The organism is Actinomadura sp. HBU206391, assembly GCF_014323665.1.
Taxonomy (GTDB): domain Bacteria; phylum Actinomycetota; class Actinomycetes; order Streptosporangiales; family Streptosporangiaceae; genus Actinomadura_C.
Map to the genome: position 1 here is coordinate 16429 of NZ_JABVEB010000039.1, position 21219 is coordinate 37647.

At 70.1% G+C, this 21219-nt stretch carries 18 protein-coding genes and 1 tRNA gene; 12 read left to right on the forward strand and 7 right to left on the reverse strand.

Features of this window, described 5'->3' with window-relative positions:
• Positions 1–73 precede the first annotated feature (73 nt).
• A tRNA-Thr gene (locus HKK72_RS15250) sits at positions 74–150 on the forward strand.
• Between the two features lie 251 nt (positions 151–401).
• The gene (locus HKK72_RS15255; protein WP_187235021.1) at positions 402–3440 is read left to right on the forward strand and encodes a S8 family serine peptidase; all 3039 of its coding nucleotides are present in this window, start codon (positions 402–404) and stop codon (positions 3438–3440) included.
• Positions 3441–3513: 73 nt separating this feature from the next.
• Here the strand turns inward: HKK72_RS15255 and HKK72_RS15260 are convergent, their stop codons facing one another.
• Positions 3514–4077: a MarR family winged helix-turn-helix transcriptional regulator gene (locus HKK72_RS15260; RefSeq protein ID WP_187235022.1), complete on the reverse strand. Its 564-nt coding sequence runs from the start codon at positions 4075–4077 to the stop codon at positions 3514–3516.
• Between the two features lie 93 nt (positions 4078–4170).
• Between HKK72_RS15260 and HKK72_RS15265 the strand changes: the two genes are divergently transcribed.
• The 3 genes from HKK72_RS15265 (at position 4171) to otsB (ending at position 7080) form a co-directional block, all read left to right on the forward strand.
• Positions 4171–5724, forward strand: a complete 1554-nt coding sequence (locus HKK72_RS15265) for an MDR family MFS transporter (RefSeq protein WP_187235023.1) — start codon at positions 4171–4173, stop codon at positions 5722–5724.
• A gap of 191 nt (positions 5725–5915) precedes the next feature.
• A complete protein-coding gene (locus tag HKK72_RS15270; RefSeq protein ID WP_187235024.1) occupies positions 5916–6254 on the forward strand; it encodes a DUF3263 domain-containing protein in 339 nt (112 codons plus the stop codon).
• Between the two features lie 19 nt (positions 6255–6273).
• Positions 6274–7080 carry a trehalose-phosphatase gene (otsB, locus tag HKK72_RS15275; protein ID WP_410050306.1) on the forward strand — a complete coding sequence of 269 codons (807 nt, stop codon included), beginning with the start codon at positions 6274–6276 and terminating at the stop codon, positions 7078–7080.
• 36 nt (positions 7081–7116) lie between these two features.
• Here otsB and HKK72_RS15280 read toward each other — a convergent pair whose 3' ends face one another.
• Positions 7117–7704: a TetR/AcrR family transcriptional regulator gene (locus HKK72_RS15280; protein ID WP_187235045.1), complete on the reverse strand. Its 588-nt coding sequence runs from the start codon at positions 7702–7704 to the stop codon at positions 7117–7119.
• A gap of 170 nt (positions 7705–7874) precedes the next feature.
• On the opposite strand from HKK72_RS15280, the gene HKK72_RS15285 reads away from it, so the two are divergent.
• Both HKK72_RS15285 and HKK72_RS15290 read left to right on the forward strand, forming a co-directional pair.
• Entirely contained in the window at positions 7875–8846 is a 972-nt protein-coding gene (locus tag HKK72_RS15285; protein WP_187235025.1) for an LLM class F420-dependent oxidoreductase, read from the forward strand.
• Positions 8847–8897: 51 nt separating this feature from the next.
• Positions 8898–10130 (forward strand): FAD-dependent oxidoreductase, encoded by a 1233-nt coding sequence (locus HKK72_RS15290; RefSeq protein ID WP_187235026.1) that lies wholly within the window; start codon positions 8898–8900, stop codon positions 10128–10130.
• A gap of 105 nt (positions 10131–10235) precedes the next feature.
• Here the strand turns inward: HKK72_RS15290 and HKK72_RS15295 are convergent, their stop codons facing one another.
• The 4 genes from HKK72_RS15295 to HKK72_RS15310 all read right to left on the reverse strand — a co-directional run bounded on the left by HKK72_RS15295 (position 10236) and on the right by HKK72_RS15310 (position 14549).
• Positions 10236–11048, reverse strand: coding sequence for a class I SAM-dependent methyltransferase (locus HKK72_RS15295; RefSeq protein ID WP_187235027.1), 813 nt, complete (start codon positions 11046–11048; stop codon positions 10236–10238).
• Positions 11049–11161: 113 nt separating this feature from the next.
• Complete coding sequence (locus HKK72_RS15300; RefSeq protein WP_187235028.1) at positions 11162–12430, reverse strand: HNH endonuclease signature motif containing protein; 1269 nt, start codon at positions 12428–12430, stop codon at positions 11162–11164.
• Between the two features lie 684 nt (positions 12431–13114).
• Positions 13115–13528: a hypothetical protein gene (locus tag HKK72_RS15305; protein WP_187235029.1), complete on the reverse strand. Its 414-nt coding sequence runs from the start codon at positions 13526–13528 to the stop codon at positions 13115–13117.
• A 28-nt stretch (positions 13529–13556) separates the two neighbouring features.
• Positions 13557–14549, reverse strand: coding sequence for an SDR family NAD(P)-dependent oxidoreductase (locus HKK72_RS15310; protein WP_187235030.1), 993 nt, complete (start codon positions 14547–14549; stop codon positions 13557–13559).
• 153 nt (positions 14550–14702) lie between these two features.
• Between HKK72_RS15310 and HKK72_RS15315 the strand changes: the two genes are divergently transcribed.
• Positions 14703–15878, forward strand: coding sequence for a sensor histidine kinase (locus HKK72_RS15315; protein ID WP_222720739.1), 1176 nt, complete (start codon positions 14703–14705; stop codon positions 15876–15878).
• Positions 15875–16528 carry a response regulator gene (locus HKK72_RS15320; RefSeq protein ID WP_187235031.1) on the forward strand — a complete coding sequence of 218 codons (654 nt, stop codon included), beginning with the start codon at positions 15875–15877 and terminating at the stop codon, positions 16526–16528. Before HKK72_RS15315 ends, HKK72_RS15320 begins: the two co-directional genes overlap by 4 nt.
• Positions 16529–16617: 89 nt before the next feature.
• Here HKK72_RS15320 and HKK72_RS15325 read toward each other — a convergent pair whose 3' ends face one another.
• On the reverse strand, positions 16618–18705 hold the full coding sequence (locus HKK72_RS15325) for a serine/threonine-protein kinase (RefSeq protein WP_222720741.1): 2088 nt from the start codon (positions 18703–18705) through the stop codon (positions 16618–16620).
• Between the two features lie 137 nt (positions 18706–18842).
• On the opposite strand from HKK72_RS15325, the gene HKK72_RS15330 reads away from it, so the two are divergent.
• The 3 genes from HKK72_RS15330 (at position 18843) to HKK72_RS15340 (ending at position 21154) form a co-directional block, all read left to right on the forward strand.
• Positions 18843–19391, forward strand: coding sequence for an RNA polymerase sigma factor (locus HKK72_RS15330; RefSeq protein WP_187235033.1), 549 nt, complete (start codon positions 18843–18845; stop codon positions 19389–19391).
• 3 nt (positions 19392–19394) lie between these two features.
• The gene (locus HKK72_RS15335; RefSeq protein WP_187235034.1) at positions 19395–20063 is read left to right on the forward strand and encodes an alpha-ketoglutarate-dependent dioxygenase AlkB; all 669 of its coding nucleotides are present in this window, start codon (positions 19395–19397) and stop codon (positions 20061–20063) included.
• Between the two features lie 89 nt (positions 20064–20152).
• The gene (locus HKK72_RS15340) at positions 20153–21154 is read left to right on the forward strand and encodes a sulfotransferase family protein (protein WP_187235035.1); all 1002 of its coding nucleotides are present in this window, start codon (positions 20153–20155) and stop codon (positions 21152–21154) included.
• Positions 21155–21219: the final 65 nt, after the last annotated feature.

Consider the following 21219-nt stretch of genomic DNA (forward strand, 5'->3'; position numbering starts at 1 on the left):
ACGCGGTCGCCCGCCGTCCGCGGATAACGGTTTGGCCGCCCATGGTGACCCGCTGCTAGCCTATGAGCGCCATGCCGGTGTAGCTCAGTAGGCCAGAGCAGCCGCCTTGTAAGCGGCAGGTCGTCGGTTCGAACCCGTCCACCGGCTCCACGTATCATCCGGTGGCCGCGCCCCACGACGGGCGCCAGATCCGTGTGCCGAATCCGAGTGCCAGAGTCGTGCCGGAATGGGCGGATCACCGAGGTGTTTGACTCCGCCGTGGCACAATGATGGCCGCGCATGACGGTAGAGCTCAGGCGCCATCGCGAACACGGCGCCCCAGCAGCGGGCCGTTTTCCATCTTGCGATGGGGACGGCGCCGGCTCGACCGCCGCCGCTATCCGGGGAGGAGGTTCGGTGCCGTGTCCCATGCCGGCCGACGCCGACCAGGACAGGCCCGTAGATCCGCGGGAGGCGTCCGCGCCCCGCTCGGCATCCAGCTGACGGCCTCGGCGGTCACCCTGGCGCTCGTCACCGCCATGGCGGCCCCCGCGGTCGTCGCCCACGGCGCCACCGACGCGTCCCCCGGCAGTGCATTGCGCGGACCCCTCAGCGAAGCTCTCGACGGGTCCCCCGGCGGACCTTCCGAAGGGCTTTCCGCGGGATCTTCCGCGGCGTCTTTCGGCGGATCTCTTGGTGGCCCTCTCGGTGGATCGGGCATCGCGTCGGCCGCGTCGGCACCGGCCCCGGCGTGGGCCGCCGGTCTGCGGGGGGGTGTCGTCTCGGCGGACCTGATCCGCAGCCGCGAGTGGTGGCTCTCCGCCGTGCGCGCGACCGGCGCGTGGAAGTGGTCCAAGGGCAAGGGCGTGACCGTCGCCGTCCTCGACACCGGCGTGGACCCGCGCCATCCGGACCTCGTCGGGCAGGTCGTCACCGGTGAGGACTTCACCGGAGGTGTACGGCGCCCGGGGAACAAGTACTGGGGACGCCACGGCAGTGCCATGGCCGGGATCATCGCCGGGCACGGGCACGGCACCGGGATGACGGCCGGCGTCATGGGGGTGGCGCCCCAGGCCAAGGTCCTTTCGATCCGCGTCACCTGGGAGAACGACGACCCGCTGCGGACCGGCAGCGCCGAGGTGAGCCGCAGCCGAGACGCCGTGGCCAAGGGCATCCGCTACGCGGTCGACCACGGCGCCAACATCATCAACATGTCGCTGGGCGGCGGCAAGCTGTTCTACAACGGCAACCCCACCGAGGAGGACGCGATCAGGTACGCCCTGAGCAAGGGCGTCGTCCTCATCGCCTCCGCCGGAAACGACGGCGCCGGCGTCAACCGCAAGAACTTCCCGGCCGCCTACCCGGGCGTCCTCGCCGTCGGTGCCGTCGACCGGAACCTGCGCCCGTGGCGGAACTCCAACCGGCACGACTACGTCAAGGTGGCCGCTCCCGGAGTGGAGATCGTCAGTGCCGACGCGGGCGGGGGCTATGTGCTCGGCACGGGCACGAGCCCGTCGTCGGCCATCGTCGCGGGCATCGCGGCTCTCATCCGGTCCCGCTATCCCAAGCTCACCTCCGTACAGGTGGCGGAGGCGATGGCCGAGGGCGCCGGCGGCAGCGCCTCGGCCGGCGCCACTCCGGCGGTCGGCGCGGGCGTCACCGACGCGGTGAAGGCGATCCTGGCCGCGAACAGGATCAACAAGGCGGCGAACAGCGGCCAGGCCGTGGCTCCGCCCCCGGCGGCCCCTCAGACCGAGACGCAGACCAGTACGGGCGGACCGAACCTGCTCCTCATCGGTGTTCTCGTCGTCGGTGGCATGCTCGTCGTCATCGGTCTGGTGATGGGCTTCGTGCAACGCCGCCGGCGTGATGATTACGAAGACGATGAGCTGTCCTGGTCCGATGAGCATCAACCGCGTTACCCGGCAGGGACCGGCGCACACGGTCAGGGGCAGAACGGATGGGCGAGCGGGGACGGCCACCAGCCCCCCGCCGCGCACCGGCAGCCGTACGAGGCCGACGCGCCGTCACCCTGGCAGCAGGGAAGCAGCAACTGGAGCCATGCCGACGAGGTCCGGCAGGACGGCTTCGCGAACGAGTTCGGTGCGGACCCGCAACAGAGGGGTGCGGCGAGCGGGGTCCCGTCGATCGAGCCGCCGGCCGTCGACGAGAGCTGGCGGCCCGCTCGCAAGACGAGACGCCGGCCGGCGTCCTTCGGCCAACCGGCCGTTCCGCTGGAGGAGCAGCCGACCGGAGCCTTCTCGGCGGTGCCTGCCCCCCCGGAGGAGCAGCCGACCGGGTCGTTCTTCGCGGTGCCGGCGCCACTGGAGGAGCAGCCGACAGGCGCTTTCTACGCGGTACCGGAGGCCCCCGACGAGCAGCCGACAGGCGCTTTCTACGCGGTACCGGAGGCCCCCGACGAACAACCGACGGGCGCCTTCTACGCGGTACCCGAGGCGCCCGGCGACGAATTCGGCGGACCGCTCTCGTTGCCGGATGATCACACCACCGCAGCGCTCGTTCCGCCGCCGGAGGCCTTGAGCGACGAGCCCGCCGGGTTCCCGATGGTCGCCCCCGACGATTCGGCGGCCGACGATCCGCTGGGCGTACCGTTCGCCGCGCCGCCCGGCGGGCCCCTCGGCGCTCCGCCGGCCGAGCGCTTCGGTGACGAGTCCGGCGAGCGCTTCGGTGACGCGCCCGAGCCGGTGGGCGACCCGCTCAGTGACCCGGGTCCGTTCCCCGCTCAGGGTCCCTTCCCTGACGTGGCGGCTGCGGATCCCCTCTACGATCCGCCCGGCGATCGCCGGGCCGATCCCCTCGGCGACCCGCTGTCGGGCGAGTCGGTGAGCGGTCCTCTGAACGTGCCGTTCAGGGATCCGTTGAACGATCCGCTCGGCAATCGTCCTGGTGAGCCGTTGAGTGATCCGCTGGGGAACCGTGGCGGTGATCCGCTCAGCGATCCGCTGGGGAACCGTGCCGGTGAGCCGCTGAGCGACCCGCTCGGTAACCGAACCGATCCGTTGAATGATCCGCTGAACGACCCCCTCGGCGAGGGTGTCGGCGACCCGTTGAGCGATCCGCTCAGCAAACGGGTGAGTGACGTGCTCAGTGATCCGCTGGGCAAACGGGTCAGTAACGCGCTCAGCGATCCGCTCGGCGGCTCGCTGGGCGACCGTCCGGCGGGTGGCGCCTTTGCGGATCCGGTCGGCGGACCGGTCGGTGGACCCCTCGGCGGCCCCCCCAGCGGGTCGCTCGCCGATCCGCTGAACGGTGGTGGGTCTTTCGGTGAGCCGCAAGGTAAGCCGTTCGGCGATCCCCTCGGTGATCCGCTGAACGGTCCGGCCGGCGAAGCTTTCGGCGACCCGGCCGGCGATTCCTACGGCGGCGTGATGGGCGGCGCTCGCTACACGCCCAGGATCGATCCCGCGGAGGACGAGGGTCACCGCCTGCCGTGGCGCTGACCTGAGGGACGCAGGACCGAGCGACGCTGAGCTGATGCGAGCCGGGGTGCGTTCCGGGGTGATGCGCGGGCGCTCACCCGGTGCCGGAGCCGGTTCCTCCGGCCTCGGCCTCCTTGAAGATCCGGTCGATTCCGGAGGGGTCTATCGGACGCCTGGCGGCGGACTCCGTGAAACGGGTCAGCAGACGCGCGAACTCGCTGGACTCATCGGCGGTCCAGTCGGCCATCAGCTCGGCGATGTACATCCTGCGGTACCGGTCGGCCGCCTCCACGACGCGCCGGCCCGCGTCGGTCAGCTGAAGGTTGGCCCGGCGAGCGTCCGACGGTGAGGGCCGCCGGGAGACGAGGCCGGCGTCGATGGCGTGACCGACGAGGCGGCTCGCTGTGGACGGATCGACGTCGAGCCGGTCGGCGACGCCTCCTACGGTGACCTCGCCGCCCGTCTCAGGTGTCAGCCTGGCCACGGCCGAGACGACCGAGAGGTTGGACATCTGCAGCGGCCGCTCGCAGTGGGTCTGCTCTCGCAACTTGCGCATGAGGTCGGGCTTCGCCCACACCCGTCGCAGGTGAAAGAGCGCCACACCGATCTCGGTGAGGAGTTCGTCCGCAACGCCCTTTGGGACGCTCTTCGTCCCCATCGATGGCCTCCGTTTGATTGCATGCAACATACAGATGTACAGTGGCGCAGCCTATATGTGTACCGTACATGCGTTCTCTGTGTGAGGAAATTGATGAGTGACCAGAGTCCCGCCTTGACCCATCGGCAGACGCTGGTGGTGTTGTCGGGGCTGCTTCTCGGCATGCTGCTCGCGGCGCTGGACCAGATGATCGTGTCCACCGCGCTACCCACGATTGTCGGCGACCTCAACGGTCTCGAACACATGTCGTGGGTCGTCACGGCCTACCTGCTCGCCTCGACGGTGGCCATGCCACTCTATGGAAAACTCGGCGACATCATCGGCCGGAAGCCGATCTTCCTCTTCGTCATCGTCGTCTTCCTGATCGGATCCATCCTCTGCGGGATGGCGCAGTCGATGACGCAGCTGATCATCTTCCGTGCCATCCAGGGGCTGGGCGGCGGCGGCCTGATGCTCAGCGCCATGGCGATCGTCGCCGACATCGTCCCGCCCCGGAACCGCGGCCGCTACCAGGGGCTGTTCGGCGCGGTGTTCGGCCTGGCCTCGGTCGCCGGTCCGCTGGTCGGAGGGTTCTTCACCGACCACCTGACCTGGCGCTGGATCTTCTACATCAACCTGCCTCTCGGTGCCGCGGCTCTGATCGTGACCGTGCTGGTCCTGCACCTGCCCCGTCCGGCCGGCAAGGTGAAGATCGACTATGTCGGCGCGGCGCTGATCGCCGGAGCCGCTTCGTGTCTCGTGCTGCTGACCAGCTGGGGCGGCACGCAGTACGAGTGGGGTGACCCGGTCATCCTCGCGCTCGGTGTGGCCGGCGTCGTGCTGCTCGCCCTGTTCGTCCTGGTCGAGACGCGGGTCTCCGAGCCCGTCGTCCCGCTCCGCCTGTTCCGCAACCGTACGTTCAGCTCCTCCAGCGCGGTCAGCTTCTTCGTCGGCTTCGCGATGTTCGGCGGCGTCTCGTTCCTGCCGCTGTTCCTGCAGATCGTGACCGGCGTGAGCGCCACCAATTCGGGTCTGCTGCTCCTGCCGTTGATGGGCGGCCTGCTGCTGACCTCCATCGTCTCCGGGACCATCATCAGCCGGATCGGCCGTTACAAGATCTTCCCCATCATCGGTACGGCCATCGCGACGGGCGGCCTGCTGTTGCTGTCCAGCATGGGCGTGCACACCGGCCGGGTGACGGCCATGGGCTTCATGTTCGTACTGGGCGCCGGCCTCGGGCTCGTCATGCAGACGGTCGTCCTGGCCGTGCAGAACACCGTCGGCCCGCGCGACCTCGGCAGCGGTACGTCCACGGTGACCTTCGCCCGGCAGATCGGCGCTTCGTTCGGTGTCGCCGTGTTCGGCGCCATCTTCAACAACCGGATCGCGGCGGAGCTCGCGGACCATTTGCCGAGAGGGGCGCAGCCGCCGCCGATCTCGTCCATCACGCGCGAGACCATCGACAAGCTCGACGCCCCGGTGCGCGACGGCATCCTGCTGGCCTTCGCCAACTCGCTGACCGACGTGTTCCTGTACGGCACGCCGTTCATCGTCGTCGCGTTCGTCATCTCCTGGTTCCTCAAGGAGGAGCCGCTGCGCGGCGGCCCGGGCCACACGCCGGCCCCGGAGGTGGATGAGAAGGAACCCGAGCCGGCCAAGGCGCTCTGACCTGTCACGCGGCGAGCCTCCGCATGTGCGCCCGGCGGGGTGCTCTGAAGCTCCACCGCCGGGCCGCATGTCGGCCACTCCGCGTAACGTTCACCCGTTCCCGGAGAACTCCGGAAGACGTCCGTCCGGGCGCGTAGCATTACACCGGCCGAACCCGGACGACCGGGACCAGTAACCACAGAGGGGACCTCATGGGAGCGGCTGATGCCTTCGCCGACGATGTCCCCGCTCAGGACGGCACCGTGAACGCAGGCCCTGAAGACGACGGCTTCCCGACCGACCTCCTGTCCGAGCGTGACCGCCAGATCCTCGCCTTCGAGCGGCAATGGTGGAAGTACGCCGGAGCCAAGGAGCAGGCCATCCGCGAGATGTTCGACATGTCGGCGACGCGGTACTACCAGCTCCTCAACCTGTTGATCGACCGCCCCGAGGCGCTCGCCCACGACCCCATGCTCGTCAAGCGCCTCCGGAGGGTCCGCTCCCAACGGCAACGGCAGCGGGCCGCGCGGCGTCTCGGCATTCAGCCCTGACCCGGCCAGGATTGGCGACGTGCATAACGAGTTCCGTACCGACGCCGGTGCCGAGGCGTTCACCGCGATCAGGCAGAACCTCGGCGAGACCGTCATCGCCCTTGACTTCGACGGCGTGCTCTCCCCGATCGTCGAGGATCCGGCCGCGGCCCGCGCTCATCCTGAGGCGGCGGCCGTCCTCACCCGTCTCAGCCCGCTCGTAGGCGCGGTCGTCATCATCACCGGCCGTCCCGCCGGCCTCGCGGTGGAGCACGGCGGGTTCGCCGCCGTCGACGGTCTCACCGTGCTGGGCCAGTACGGCCGGGAGCGGTGGGAGGCGGGCGTACTGACCACGCCCGAGCCACCACCGGGTGTGGCCGAGGTGCGGGAGAAACTGCCGAGGGTTCTCGAGGCCGCCAGGGCGCCCGCCGGCACGCACATCGAGGACAAGGGTCACGCGCTCGCGGTGCACACCCGTCGTGCGGCCGAGCCCGCGGTCGCCCTGGAGCGGTTGCGGAGCATTCTTGGTGCGCTCGCCGAACACGCCGGGCTCGTGGTCGAGCCGGGCCGCTTCGTGCTCGAGCTCCGGCCGCCGGGCATGGACAAGGGCATCGCCCTCCGCGGCTTCGTCGCCGAGAAGAAGGCCGGGTCGGTGCTCTACGCGGGTGATGATCTGGGGGATCTCGCCGCCTACGACGCCGTCGACGCGTTGCGCGCCGAAGGGATGCCGGGCGTGAAGGTCTGCAGCGGCTCGGCCGAGGTCACCGCGCTCGCCGAACGCGCCGACCTGGTGGTCGACGGTCCGGACGGGGTCATGAGGCTTCTCTCGGAGCTGGCCTCCGGCTGAGCGCGCGACAGGCGGCAGGGGCCGTACGCGTTCTTGTCACCGAGGTCGACGGGTGCTGATGTCGGCCCCGGATCGTGCCCGCAGTCCGTTCGTGACGAGGGCCAGGAGCCGGTCGAGGAGATGGGTGTCCTCGGGTGTCTGCTCGCTCGTCCAGGCGATGGCGTTGACGAGTTTGAGTAGATCGATGATGTCGGCGTCCTCGGGTGCGGTGCCCTGGCGCTGTGCGCGGGTGAGCAGCGCGGCCCCGGTTGCGCGCATGGCCTCGTGGCAGGCCGTCAGGGCGGTCTGCGTTCCGGGCGCGGGCTCGCCGGCCATCTGAGTGGCGACGAGTCCGCGCATGGCGGTGGCGTGCAGTGCCACGGCGCGCAGCCAGGTGTGCAGGGCCTCGTCAGGGGACGGGTGGGTCAGGAGGGCGTGTCCTTTGGCGCAGAGCGCGTCGACATCGTCACTGATGATCGCCACCAGCAGCGCCTGAAGCGTGGGGAAGTGCCGGTAGAGCGTGCCGGCTCCGACGCCCGCCCGTTGCGCGACCTTGTTGAGGGACGCGTTTGCGCCGTGCTCGGCGAAGACCACCTTTGCCGCTTGTAGTACCCGGTCGCGGTTGTCCCGGGCGTCGGCCCGCATCCGCCGAGGAGGGTCGTTCGCCTCGCCGGTCCTCATCTGCGTACCCCCGCATTGCTAAGTGGAGAAGTTCTCCATATCCTAGCCGAATCTAAGCGGAGAACCTCTCCGCTCAAGCCCGGTGGTGCAGACCGTGTTCGCGCCTCCGAGACCACGACCCAGAGGGATGACGCATGGAGATCGGAATCGCCGTGGGCGACGTGCGGGGACCCGCGACCCTGGAAGAGCTCGTCGGCCAGGTGCGGACGGCGGCTGATGCCGGCTTCGGCATGGTGTGGTCGAGTCAGGCGTTCGGCTGGGACGCACTCACCGCCCTCGCGGTGGTGGGCGGCCGGGTGCCGGGGATCGGCCTGGGCTCGGCGGTGGTCCCGATCCCCCAGCGCCACCCCCTGGTGCTGGCGAGCCAGGCGTTGAGCGTGCAGGCCGCGGTCGGCGACCGGCTCACCCTGGGCATCGGTGCCGGCATCGCCATGATGGTCCGGGGCATGTTCGGCCTGGCCGCCGATCGGCCCGCTCGCCGCATGCGCGAGTACCTGTCCGTCTTGGGCCCGCTGCTGCGCGGGGAGAGCGTGACGTACCAGGGTGAGACGCTCACCGCCGTGGGGGCGGTGAACGTGCCCGGCGCGAAAAATCCGCAGGTGCTGGTCGCCGCACTCGGCCCGTCGATGCTGCGCCTGGCGGGAGAGCTCGCCGACGGCACCGTGACGTGGATGACGGGTCCGAGAACGCTCGCCGAACACATCGTGCCCTCGATCACCAAGGCGGCCGAGTCGGCGGGGCGTCCTGCCCCACGGGTGGCCGCCGGCCTGGTGGTGTGCGTCACCGCCGGCGAGGTCGCGGTGCGTGAGCGCATCGCCGAAGAGTTCGCTCTCGCCGGTCAGGTGCCCGAATACCGTGCGGTGCTCGACCGTGAAGGCGCGGCTGGCCCACAGGACGTCGTCATCGTGGGTGACGAGGACGCCGTCGCCCGTCAGCTCGGCCGGCTTGCCGACGCCGGTGTCACCGAGTTCATCGCGTCCCCGTACGGCAGCGCCGAGGAACAGGGCCGCACCATCGCCGTTCTCGCCGATCTGGCCGCGTCCGGTGCGTGGACCGAGATGGCGTCCCCTGTCGATCAGATGCGTGAGGGCACCCAGACCGGGTAGGACACCGTCGAGCACTATCTAAACGACTGATTAATTCGATGGGAGGTCCCGATGGGCGAGTCGACGACGTGTTGCATCGCCGGAAGCGGCCCCGCCGGGGCGGTCCTCGGGCTGCTGCTGGCCCGGTCCGGCATAGACGTGATCGTGCTGGAGAAGCACGGCGACTTCCTGCGCGACTTCCGTGGCGACACCATCCACCCCAGCACCCGCGAGGTGATCGACGAGCTCGGGCTCGGCCCGCGCTTCGAGGAGCTTCCGCAGCGCAAGGTCGAGCGCCTCAACGTGGTCACCGACACCGGTGAGATCGCGTTCGTGGACCTGGGTCTACTGAAGAGCCGGCACCCTTACATCACGTTCATCCCGCAGTGGGACTTCCTCACGATGGTGACGGAGGAAGCGGCGAAGTATCCGAACTTCCGGCTCCTCATGCAGGCCGAGGCATTCGACCTCGTACGCGAGCAGGGCCGGATCGCGGGGGTGCGCTATCGCGACGAGAAGGGCGAGGAACACGAGATCCAGGCCGCGCTGACGGTGGTCGCGGATGGGCGGAACTCCACGCTTCCGCGCGCTGCCGGACTGGTGAGGCACGACTACGACGCCCCGATGGACGTCGCGTGGTTCCGGCTCGACCGGGTACAAGGCGACCGTCCGGACACGTTCCTGCGCGTCGGCGCCGGGCATCTCCTCGTCGGCATCAACCGTATGAGCTACTGGCAGTTCGGTTATCTGGTGCCGAAGGGCCGATTCGGTGAAGTGCGCGAGGAGGGCATCGAGGAGTTCCGCCGACAGGTCGCGGACCTGGTCCCATTCCTGGGCGACCGTCTCGAAGAGCTCGATTTCGACGCGGTGAGCGTGCTGGAGGTACGGGTCGACCGGTTGCGTCGGTGGTACCGGCCGGGTCTGCTGGTCATCGGCGACGCCGCGCACGCCATGTCTCCCGTGGCAGGGGTCGGTATCAACCTCGCGGTCCAGGACGCGGTAGCCGCGGCCAACCGGCTCGCCGGGCCGCTGCGCCGAGGCGTCGTACGCACCGAGGACCTGGCGGCGGTGCAACGGCGACGGCAACCGCCGACCATCGCCGTTCAACGCTTTCAGATCGCACTGCAGAACGCCTTCATCGGTCCGACGCTGCAGGGGGACCGGCCGTCCCGCCCGCCCCGTGCGCTCGAGTTGGCCAGGCGGGTGCGCCCGCTGCGACGACTGATGGCCCGGCTGCTCGGCTACGGCCCGTTGCCCGAGCACGTACGTATCCCGGCCGCCCCTGCGGCCGGGTCGAGAGAGTGAAGGCTCGGTCCGGCGATCCGGCCGAGGAAGCGATGCGGGAGCCGATCCTCGGTTGACGGCGTCGAGCGATGCGGGGCGGCGTACCGCCAATCCGGAAGGACGTCTTCAGGGCTTGCCGGCGCGGATGGAGTAGGTCAGCGGATAGCGGGACGCGCCGGCCGGATGTCGATAGATCTCGCGCGGATGCCGCACGAGCGAACGGCGCTGAAGGTAGAACGTGTGGTCGTGTTCGTGCAGGAACTCGATCCGCAGTCCGGCCCCGGCGATGGCGGAGACGACGGACGACAGCATGTGATCCCACTCGATCGTCATGTCGTTCTCGGTCACCGCGGTCTCGTCGGCGTAAGTACCCGGCCCGCCCGAGATGTGCGGGCCTTCGTCGAAGTAGTCGTGTGTGACGGTCCGCCCGGTCTCGTCGTCGAGTACGAAGCTGAACGGGTGGAACTCGGCAAGGTAGAGGAATCCGCCGGGGGCGAGCAGTTCGGTGACGACCGCCGCCCAACGCGTGAGGTCGGGCAGCCAGTTCAGTGCTCCGAAGCCGGTGTAGACGATGTCGAAGGTCTGCCCGCCGAGAGCTGAGACCGCGTCGTAGACGTCCGATGCCACGAACCGTGCATCGATCCCCAGGGCGGCCGCCAAGTCCGAAGCCGCCTCGATTCCCGGTGCCGAGAAGTCCAACCCGGTGACCTGTGCTCCACGCGCCGCCCACGACAGCGTGTCGAGCCCGAAATGGCACTGCAGGTGCACCAGACGCCTACCAGTGACGTCTCCGACCTCGGCTTTTTCGAAGTCTTTCAGCGAATCGCGTCGCTCGCGGAACCCCTCCACGTCGTAGAAGGATCCGTTCAGGTGAATGCCCACCCGCTCATCCCACGAGGCCCGGTTCAGCTCCCGCCACCGCCCCGTCAGGTCGTCCATGAGCCAGAGGATAGACAGCGCGCGAGGGGTGAACAACGCGTATTCGCGCGACCACGGTGCCGCCCGAATGGTGCTGTCAATGACTGCACGCAATGATGGCCCCGGGTTTTGGTTCATGGGCCTTGGGGTTGGGCGCCTGCACCGGTGTCGCCGGTGGGGTTGTCGTCGGGGTGGGTTGCCCATGGGGGTAGGAGTCGTAGGACGTGTCGGCCGTGGTCGTCGCGGTGTTCGCGTACTTGGTGGGGGTGTTGTTCGACCCATTGGTTATGGAAGGAACACAACGGGGCGAGGCGGGTGATGTCAGTGGGGGTGCCGGTTTTCCAGCCGCCGCCGGTGTGGTGGATCTCGCAGTACCGGGCGGGGATCTCACACCCCTGTACCGCGCAGGTGTCATACAACGTCTCCAGCACCCGCCGCTGATGGAGGGTGGCGAAACGGGCGGTGCGGCCGAGGTAGAGCGGGTGCCCGCCCGAGCCGAGGATGAGCGCGGACACCCCCGCGGTCAAAGCGATCTGGCGGGCGCGTTCGGCCGAGATCAACCCGCCGCCGGGAAAGCTCCCAGGGTGGGTGCCGCCGTTGAGGGTGTCCAGGTCGATGATGACGGTGGCGGTGGTGCGCTGGTGTCCTTGGGACAGGATGCTGAACACCGCATCGGCGGTGCGGTGGGCGTGGTCGCGGTCGTCGGCGGCCCCGGTGGGTGTGGTGAGCGGGGCCAGGGTCTGGTTCCATACCGCGGTGTGTTCGGGTGACAGCCAGCCCTTGATCCAAGTGCCGCCGTCCAATGACGCCGACCGGGTGATCCAGGAGCGTTTGAACCCGCGGCGGGCATCGGGTGGGGTGGGTTCGCGGCCGTCGCGTTCAGCGACCACCTCCCCGATCCGCACCCCCGCCCGAGCGACCCGATCCGCACAAGCACCGTCATCTGCCAGCTCCAGGAGGATCTGCTCGCCGGCCGTCGCGTCGGCGTCGTCCAGGCGGGCCAGCGCGTCGGTGAGGGTGGCGGCATACCCATACGACAGGGTGCCGGTCCGCAACCGCTCGCCCGTGCGGGCCAGCCGCGGCAACTGACGCGCCAACATCAACCGTTCCCGGGCGCGGCCGGTGCGCATCCCCATCCGATCCCGCAGCCACGCCGACGTACACGAATACCCCGACCCCCGCACCTCACCAGCGCAATCCACCCGCCGCACCAGAGCGGCCAGCGCCGCCTCACCCACATCGATCACCCGGCCCAGACGCTCGGCCAGTTCCATGCACGCCACCGCCGACTCCGGGGGCCGGCGCGCGGCGAGCTCGGACACACACGCCGACAGCGCCTCCACCAACTCGGCGGGGGAGGCACCGCCCAGCTCGGTGACGGTCTCGGTCGCGGTCTGTCTCACACCCCTGACACTAAGCAACGCCACCGACAAAAATCGAACATATACTCGAAGATGACAGAGTCTGACCGCGTCGGTTCGCCTCTGATCGGGCCCGCTGCAGCGGGCAGCATGGCGAGGACCGGACGATGGATGGCTCATCACCGGCCTAAGCTCGCTGCACCCCGGCAACGATGGCATCACCGTCTATCTGCACGAAGTCGAGGATGTCGGCTCCGAGACCTTCCTGGACATCACCGAGTTCCCTCCGCTAGACGGCGGTGACGAAGAAGACTCCGGCTTCGGCCAGGACGTCGCTGTCGCCGCGACCCCAGAAGAAGCCCTCGACCTGGCTGAACGTCTAGTCGGTGCGCTGCCCGAACGCTGGGTCAATGGTGGAGTCGTCGGAGCCGAGTACCAGGACTACCGGACCAACCACAACACACCGCCGAACCTGTGAGGCTTCGGCGCTACCTGACACAGGTTCGCGCCAACATGTGCGTCAGGGCGCTGCGCCTTTGTATTTTGTCTCGGACCATTCGCAGCTGCCCCGCCCACCGATAACCGCCTTTCGGAGCAGCGAACAGTCGCCATAGTAAATGTGCGGAGAAGCTCGGACCGCCGACCCGTAATCAGTGCTGACCCAGCCGACGCCGAACATCGCCCGCGGCGGTGGTCATCACTGATCTGTCGTGGTCGAGGGAATGGTCAGGGCCCCGCGGTGACGGGCCGCCTGGCGCGGGCGCACGTCACCGCGATGACCGCCAGGAGCGTCACGGCCCCCACGTCGAACAGCGCTCCCGGGGCGGCATCGCGCCATGAGGAGCCCGGCAGAGAGAACATGAGCCCGAGGAAGGACGACTTGGTGGCGATCGCGGTGACGGCGACCGGCACCCGCACAGCGGCGTGGTAGGCCGACCAGACCAGCGACGCGCCGAGCGCTCCCTGCAGCACGCCTCGGTGCTTGAGCAGCGCCAGGACCATGGGGTCCGACGGGTCGCCGATGCCGTACGCGAAGTCGAGCGTCCCCGGCCAGCCGACCGCGAGCATCGGCGTCGCCGTCACGACCCCGAGGGTCACCAATGTCGCTCGGACCACGACCTCGGCCGTATGCGATCTCACAGAGCCTCCTGATGCCCGCGTCACGGTGTCAGAGTCCGCTGGCGGGTGTGCCGGGCGGCAGATCCATCTCTCGCCCGGCCGTGAGCCCGCCATCGACCGGCACGGACGCGCCGGTCATGTACGCGAACTCGTCCGAGGCGAGTCCCAGCACCGCGTCAGCGATCTCCCGCGGTTCGGCCATCCGCTGGAGGCCGTCGATGTTGAGCGGCCCGAAGGCCTTCTTGAACTCCTCCCATGCCGCATCGGGGATGCCCGGCGGCCGGGTGAACGCGGTGTCGGTGACGCCGGGCAGGATCGCGTTGACCCGGATGCCGCTGCCGCCGTACGCGAGTGCGGACGCCTTGACGATGCCCTGAACCGCGCGCTTGCTCGAGGCGTACGCCGCCTGCGTCGACCGCGTCACCTCGGTCGCCGCCGACGACGTACAGATGATCACCCCGCCGCCGGTCCGCAGCATGTGCGGCACCTCGTACTTGATCGCGAGGAAGACGCCCCGGGCGTTGGTGTGGTGTACGTCGTCCCACTCCTCGACGCTGATGAGGTGGGGCGGTTTGGCGACGCCGATGCCCGCGTTGTTGAAGGCGATGTCGAGCCGTCCGTACAGTGCCGCGACGCGGTCGACGAACGCCTTCACCTGGTCGGCGACCCGCACGTCGGCCCTGATGTAGGTCGCGGTGCCGCCCGCCTTGCGGATCTCCTTTTCGACCTGGCGGCCCAGGGCCTCGCGCCGCCCGCAGAAGCCCACCTTCGCGCCCTCGCGGGCGAACGCCCTGGCCGTCGCCTCGCCGATCCCCGAGGTCGCCCCGGTGATGAGGACGACCTTGCCGGCGAAACGCCTCCCCAGCCGGCCGGAGGTCGCCCCGGTCGCCGCCTCTGCCCGTGCCGCCGGGCCGAGGGCCGAGGCCGCCACGCCGGCGAGACCCGCTGCCGTGGCCCCCATGATCGCTCTTCTGCTGACCGGTGGTCGCCGCTGCTCGGTGTTCACGTCATCAGTGCTCATGTCGTCCGGCTCAGTGCTCATGTCGTCCGACCCAACCAGCGCTCACCTGCGCGGCGCCTCCGCCGATGAGCCCGCCCGCGCGGCACTGAGGCCGGTCGTCGCGGCCACTCGGAGGACCCGCACTCCTCCGGCGGGAGGATCCCCGGCGGACGAGCCGGTATCTATGATCGGGACGTGCTCGCCGAATGGGTGGAACGGGCCGTCGCCGGCAGATTCAGCCCCGTTCGCCTGCTCCTGCTCACCAGCCTGGCCATCGGCGATCTCGCGCTGTTGCACCGGCCGGGGACGGCCTGGGACTGGGTGCTCGTCCTGACGGGGTGCGCGCTGCTGCTGGGCGCGAGCGCGTGGCCGCTGCCCGCCGTACTCGGCCTGTCCGTCCTGCTCGGGATCGCCGGCGTCACCGACGCGGATGTCACGGTGCCCGTGAAGGTGATGGACGGCATCGCGCTGTTCGAACTCGCCGTACGCCGATCGGGCCGGCAACTGTCACTCGGCGGGTGCGCGCTCGCCATGGCCATCGCGGTCGAGTGGGCCGGCCGGCCTCCGGCGGAGGTCGCGCCCGTGCTGTACCGCGTCGGAACGGTCATGGGCGTTCCCTTGCTGGTGGGCGCCTATATCCGCTCCGTACGCGAAGGCGCCCGGCAGGCCAGGGAGAAGGCCGCCGAAGAGGAGCGGCGGCGGCTGTTGCAGACGCGCGCCGTGCGAGCGGCCGAGCGTACGGCGATCGCCCGTGAGCTGCACGACCTGGTGGCCCACCACGTGTCGTCGATGGTGCTGCGGGTGGGCGTGGCCCGGCACGTCATGCCGGACGCCGACCCGCGCGTCGCCGAGGTGCTCGGCGACCTGCACACCTCCGGTACGGCCGCGCTCGCGGATCTGCGCCGCCTGGTGGAGGTGCTCCGCGACCCCGCCTCGGTGAACGACAGCCCACCACTGATCGATCCGGCAGCTCTGCCCGCAGCGCTGAGCACCGTGGTGGAGCACGGGCGGAAGACGGGGCTCACGATCGACGCGTCGATCGACCCGGCCGTCGCCCGGCTCGACACGCTTCGCGGCTTCACCGTGCTGCGGCTGATACAGGAAGGGCTGGCCAACGTCGCCAAGCACGCGGGCCCGTCCGCGCACGCGCAGCTGTCGGTACGGATGGACGGCGGCACCATGATCCTACTCATCAGCAATGCCGCCGGCGCGGATCGCCCGGCGCCGGGCAAGCCCGGGCACGGTCTGACCGGCATGCTCGAACGCGTGGAACTGCTCGGCGGGCGCCTGCGCGCCGGTCCGAGCCGGCAGGGATGGTCGCTCTCCGCGGAACTGCCCGCCGCGGTTCCCGGCCTGGAACCGCAGCCGTGATCCGGGTGCTCCTCGTCGACGACCAGCACCTTGTCCGCATGGGCCTGACCATGCTGTGCGAGTCGGCTGACGACGTGGAGGTCGCGGGCGAGGCGAGCAACGGGCACGAGGCGGTGCGGCTGGCCGAGCGGCTCCTGCCCGACGTGGTGCTGATGGACCTGCACATGCCGGGCATGGACGGGGTGACCGCCACCGAACGGATCACGGCGGCCCGGCCGGCGACCCGCGTGCTGGCGCTGACCACCTTCGACGACGACGACCACCTTTACCCTGCGCTCGCCGCCGGGGCCTGCGGCTTCGTGGTCAAGGACACACCGCCGGGTGAGCTGCTCGACGCCGTCCGCCGCGCGGCCGAGGGCGACAGCCCGTTCAGCCGGACCGTCCTCAGCCGGCTGGTCGACCAGGCGGTACGCGCCCGCGGCGCGGTGAGTGGAGCGACGGCCGATCCGCTCCCCGGCCTGTCCCCGCGTGAACGCCAGGTGCTCGCGCTGGTCGCCGCCGGTCACTCCAACCAGGAGATCGCCCACCGGCTGCACCTCGGTGTCACCACCGTGAAGACACATGTCGGCAGCCTCATGGCCAAGACCGGCACCCGGAACCGGATCCGGCTCGCCGTCCTCGCCGTACGCGCCGGAATCACCGGCGACTGAGACCGGTCCGCAGCCGAAGATCAACGGGCCGGAGGACCCGTCGGTCACGGCCCCTTGGCTGGGGGGCTACGGCCCCTTGGCTTGGGGGGCTACGGCCCCTTGGCCTGGAGGCTGTCGAGGATCTGCTTGGTGAGGTCCTTGTCGTCGACCTGCTTGATCCGGATCCACAGGCCGAACTTTCCGCCGGTGTCGGTGAGCCCGATCTCGCTGATCGACGGAGTGCCCGTCGTGCACTTGGTGTAGCGCGTGATGGTGCCCTTCAGCGTGCCGCGCGCGTAGTTCTCAGGCTTCGCCTTGGTGCACTGGGAATGCTGTGAGGCGGTGGCCGGCGGCAGTTTGCCGGCGGCGACGTCGGTGGTCAGCCCGACGAAGACGCCCGGGGTCTTCCCTGCCGCGTTGCGGAAACCGGTGAAGTCCGGCGTGGCCCGCAGCACCGGCCGCTGGTTGGCGTCGGCCAGCGCCACCTCGGCCGGCAGCCAGGTGTTCTGCGGCTGCTTCGGCCAGGCCTTCGGGACCGTCACGGTGAGCTTGCCGGACGCGTCGCTGACCGTGGCGAAGTTGGGGTCGGGTTTCACCGGCTTCTTCTCGTCGTCGCCCTTGAACACGACGCCGAGCAGCAGGCCGACGACCGCCCCGATCACCAGGATTCCGCCCGCGATCGCACCTGGGATCAGGAGCTTGTTCCGCTCCGGGCCCCCGGGCGCGCCAGGGTCCGGGGTCCGGCGACGGCGTCCGGGGGCTCTGCCGCGCCTGCCCGGTCTCTGAGGGCCGCCCGGCCCCTGGGGACCACCTGGGCCCTGAGGGCCGCCCTGCCCCTGAAAGCCGCCCTGCCCCTGAAAGCCGCCCGGCCCGTGAGGACCGCCTGGACCGCCTGGACCGCCTGGACCGGAGCCGCCGGGGGGCATGGGCGGGCCACCCGGCCCCTGGGGCCACTGGCCGCCCTGCGGTGGGACCGGATATCCGCCCGGTGGAGTGCCGCCGCCGTGCGGACCATGCGGCATCGGCTGCGGGAGGATCGCGGTGCCGTCGGTCTGTACCGTCCGCGATTCACCCGTGCCGCCGCCGGTGCCGTGACCCGTGCCATGACCGGCGCCGGCGCCGGCGCCGTGGTCCACCATCGTCTCGTCGCCTGCGGGTCCCCGGCGGTGCGCGCCCGGTGGCACCCGCACCTCGGAGGTGTCGATCTCGTCCTGAGTCGCGGGAGCCGGGCCGGGTGGCGTGTGGTGGCCCTGCGCGGGCGGCCATGAGTCGCCGTACGCCTCGCTGGGCGGCGGCGGGGGACCTGGCGTGCCGTACGCGCCCCGCGGCGGCCCCTGGGGTCCCTGAGGGGCCGGTGGGGGCGGTCCTGGTGTGCCGTACGACCCCTCCTGCTCCGCCCCCGGTGCCGGGTGCGGCGGCCGGAGTGTGCGCAGTGCCTGCGCGAACGCCTCGGCGGTCGGCCATCTGTTCTCGCGCTGCACGTCCAGTGCGCGCATGACCACCTGATCGAACTCGGGGCCGAGCTCGGGCCGCAGCCGGGTCAGCGGGATGTTGACCGGCGCGGGGCCCGGGGCACGCCCGCTCAGCATGTGATAAGTCAGCGCGCCGAGGCCGTACACGTCAGCGCGCACGTCCAGGCCACCGCCGAACCGGGCCTGCTCCGGTGACATGTAGCCGGGTGTCCCCACCGGCAGGGTGAAGGCTCCTGAGGCGTGCGCGAGCGCCTTGGCCAGACCGAGGTCGGCGATGAGCAGGCGCTCGCCGCCGTCCGGCGTGGATTGGAAGAGCACGTTGGAGGGCTTGAGGTCGCGGTGGATGATGCCGAGCCGGTTGATGACCTCGACGCCGTACGCGATCTCCTGGGCGAGCGCAAGGGCTTCGTTGGCCGGAACCGGTCGGTGCTGCATTCGGTCGGCGAGAGTTCCCCGGTCGGCGTACGACATCACGAAGTAGGGGCGGCCGTCCGGAAGCTCGCCGATGTCATGGACGCGCACCAGCCGCTCGGAGTCGGCCCGGCGCAGGATGCGGGCCTCCTCGAGGAAGCGGTTGCGCACGTCCAGGTCATCGAGAAGGCTTCCCGACAGGACTTTTATGGCGACAGGGGCGGCGAGCGCGTCGTCGTGGCCCAGCCACACTGAGGCGAACGCCCCGGAGCCGAGGACGCGGTCGATTCGATAACGACCGACAGATGTAGGCATGGACACCCCCGTATCATGCCCAAAAACCGGGTCTCCTCGGGAACCGGCCGGACGGAAGGCGGCGATGACCGGACAGAAGTGTGCGCCGATGCACGACGAGCGGCAGCCGGGCGAAGGGGAAAAACAGCGAGGACGGCATGGCATTTGACGAGCGGACGGAGGCCCTGGCCGTACGAGCCGCACAGGGCGACCAGGCGGCTCTCAACGATCTGCTCCGGGCGATCGAGCCGGACGTGATGCGGCACAGCTCGCGATTCCTGCCGTGCCGTCAGGACGCCGAGGAGGCCTGCCAGGACGCGCTTTTGCAGGTGGCCCGCAACATCGGGAAGTTCGAGGGGCGCTCCAGGTTCAGCACCTGGCTGCACGTCGTCGTGGCCAACTCGGCCCGGTCCACCTACCGGTCGCTGAAGCGGCGTTCGGTCGAACAGGTCGGCGAGCTGCCGCAGCAGCGCCCGGACCCGCACCGTACGAGCGTGATCGCCGGCTCCAGGGTCGACATCCTCGATGCGATGGAGGAACTCGAGGCGCGCAAGCCCGATCTGATCCAGGCGCTAGTGCTCCGCGACGTCTCCCAGCTCGAGTACTCAGAGATCGCCGAGCAGCTCGGGCTGCCGCTCGGCACGGTGAAGTCGCGCATCCATGAGGCGCGCAAGCAGTTCCGCCAGACGCTGGGCGAAAGTTACTGATCCATGTCCGAGTCCTCGGGTCAGTTGTCCTTCGACGTCGTCGGAGGCGCCTCGCGTCAGCACGCCGGGCCGCAAGGCCCTGAGGCGGTTCCGGGGCTGCTCTACGTCGGCGACTGGCTCCCGCCGGGCGCCTGCGAGTCCCTGCTCTCGTCCATCGACGCAGCCGAGTGGTCGACCGGGCTGCGGCGGAGAGTGCAGCACTACGGTCACCGGTACGACTACGGTCGCCGCAGCGTGGCCGCGGACGGCGGGGCCGAGCCCGCTCCGCCGCTTCCGGCCTGGGCGCGCGAACAGGCCGCGCGACTGGTCCGTGAAGGCGTCATGGACCAGGAGGCGGACCAGGCGATCATCAACGAGTACCACCCGGGGCAGGGCATCAGCCCGCACGTCGACTGCGTGCCGTGCTTCGGCCCGGTCGTCGCCGCGATATCGCTCGGCTCCCCGTGCGTCATGGACTTCACCCACCCCGAGGAAGGTACGAAGGCGGCGGTGCCGCTCGCTCCCGGCAGCCTGTGCGTCATGACCGGACCCGCCCGCTACACCTGGCGCCACAGCATCGCCGCGCGCAAGAGCGACCCCGGTGCGGCCGGCCGTGCCGCGCGTGGACGACGGGTGTCGGTGACCTTCCGCACGGTGGTCGATCCCGTTGTTGAGGCCGACCCCGCCCTATGACCGGTGGTGGGTCATGAGTCGGCAATGTCGCGGCAAGCTTGCGCGAAGGTTCGAGGCGGTGCCCGGCGAATCGGGCCAGCATCCCTGGTATGCCTTCCGATCGGCCGATCTTCGTTGTCGGGTGCCCTCGCTCGGGCACGACGCTGCTGCAGCTGATGCTGCACGCCCATCAGAGAATCGCCATTCCGCCGGAGACACGGTTCCTGCTGCCCGTCTATGAGTCGAGGTGCGGCTTCGGCGACCTCCGCGAGCCGGCCAACCGCCGCGAGCTGGCCCGCTGGATCGTCGACGCCAAGGAGACGAAGTTCACCGACCTCGGTCTCGACGCCGACCAGGTCGTCGACGAGGTCGTCGCGGGACCGCCCACGGTGGGCTCGGCGCTCGGCATCGTGTTCCGTGCCTACGCGCGGCGCTTCGGCAGAGCCCGGTGGGGGGACAAGCGGCCGAGCTACTTCCGCCGCCTCGACGTGCTGCTGCGCATGTTCCCTGACGCCCAGATCGTCCACCTGGTGCGTGACGGCAGGGACTGCGTCGCCTCGCTCAAGGAGATGCCGTGGTTCCACATGGGCACCTTCCACGCGATCTCGACGTGGAACGAGGCGATCGACGCCGGGCGGCGGGCGGCGCAGCGGCTGGGCCCGGCCGCCTATTACGAACTCGGCTATGAACGGCTGGTCGCCGACCCGCAGACCGAGCTCACCCGGCTGTGCGGCTTCCTCGGCGAGGACTACGACCCGGCGATGACGGAGCCGCACCACATGGCGAAGGTCGCCGTACCGGCGCACAAGAAATGGCACGCGCGCACCTACGGCTCGGTGGGCACCGACCGGGTGGGTTCGTGGGCCCAGCGGCTGGAGCCGTGGGAGATCGCACTGTGCGAGAGCGTGATGGGCTCGCGGCTGACCGACAAGGGATATGAGCGCACCGGCGTGCCGCGCCCGTCTGCCACGGACGTGGCCCGTTACCTGCGCGTCGCCGCGCACCGCCGGCTCGCGGCGCGCAAGTGCGCCGCGCTCGACCAGATCCGGCGGCGGCGCGAGCCGAATCCCGTGGCCTCGTACATCGCCGAGTCGACCTACGCGGACGCCTGACCTGACCCGACCGGCTCACGCGAGGCTCGCGTGTTGCGGGCGCAAGCGCGGGGGTCGATCGCGTA

Excerpts from the sequence above, each read along its gene's own strand:
- HKK72_RS15265 (WP_187235023.1), top strand. The coding sequence starts at position 4,171 with ATGAGTGACCAGAGTCCCGCCTTGACCCATCGGCAGACGCTGGTGGTG.
- HKK72_RS15270 (WP_187235024.1), top strand. The coding sequence starts at position 5,916 with ATGGGAGCGGCTGATGCCTTCGCCGACGATGTCCCCGCTCAGGACGGC.
- HKK72_RS15340 (WP_187235035.1), top strand. The coding sequence starts at position 20,153 with ATGCCTTCCGATCGGCCGATCTTCGTTGTCGGGTGCCCTCGCTCGGGC.
- HKK72_RS15290 (WP_187235026.1), top strand. The coding sequence starts at position 8,898 with ATGGGCGAGTCGACGACGTGTTGCATCGCCGGAAGCGGCCCCGCCGGG.
- HKK72_RS15295 (WP_187235027.1), bottom strand. The coding sequence starts at position 11,048 with ATGGACGACCTGACGGGGCGGTGGCGGGAGCTGAACCGGGCCTCGTGG.
- HKK72_RS15325 (WP_222720741.1), bottom strand. The coding sequence starts at position 18,705 with ATGCCTACATCTGTCGGTCGTTATCGAATCGACCGCGTCCTCGGCTCC.
- HKK72_RS15335 (WP_187235034.1), top strand. The coding sequence starts at position 19,395 with ATGTCCGAGTCCTCGGGTCAGTTGTCCTTCGACGTCGTCGGAGGCGCC.
- HKK72_RS15280 (WP_187235045.1), bottom strand. The coding sequence starts at position 7,704 with ATGCGGGCCGACGCCCGGGACAACCGCGACCGGGTACTACAAGCGGCA.
- HKK72_RS15310 (WP_187235030.1), bottom strand. The coding sequence starts at position 14,549 with ATGAGCACTGAGCCGGACGACATGAGCACTGATGACGTGAACACCGAG.
- HKK72_RS15330 (WP_187235033.1), top strand. The coding sequence starts at position 18,843 with ATGGCATTTGACGAGCGGACGGAGGCCCTGGCCGTACGAGCCGCACAG.
- HKK72_RS15260 (WP_187235022.1), bottom strand. The coding sequence starts at position 4,077 with ATGGGGACGAAGAGCGTCCCAAAGGGCGTTGCGGACGAACTCCTCACC.
- HKK72_RS15285 (WP_187235025.1), top strand. The coding sequence starts at position 7,875 with ATGGAGATCGGAATCGCCGTGGGCGACGTGCGGGGACCCGCGACCCTG.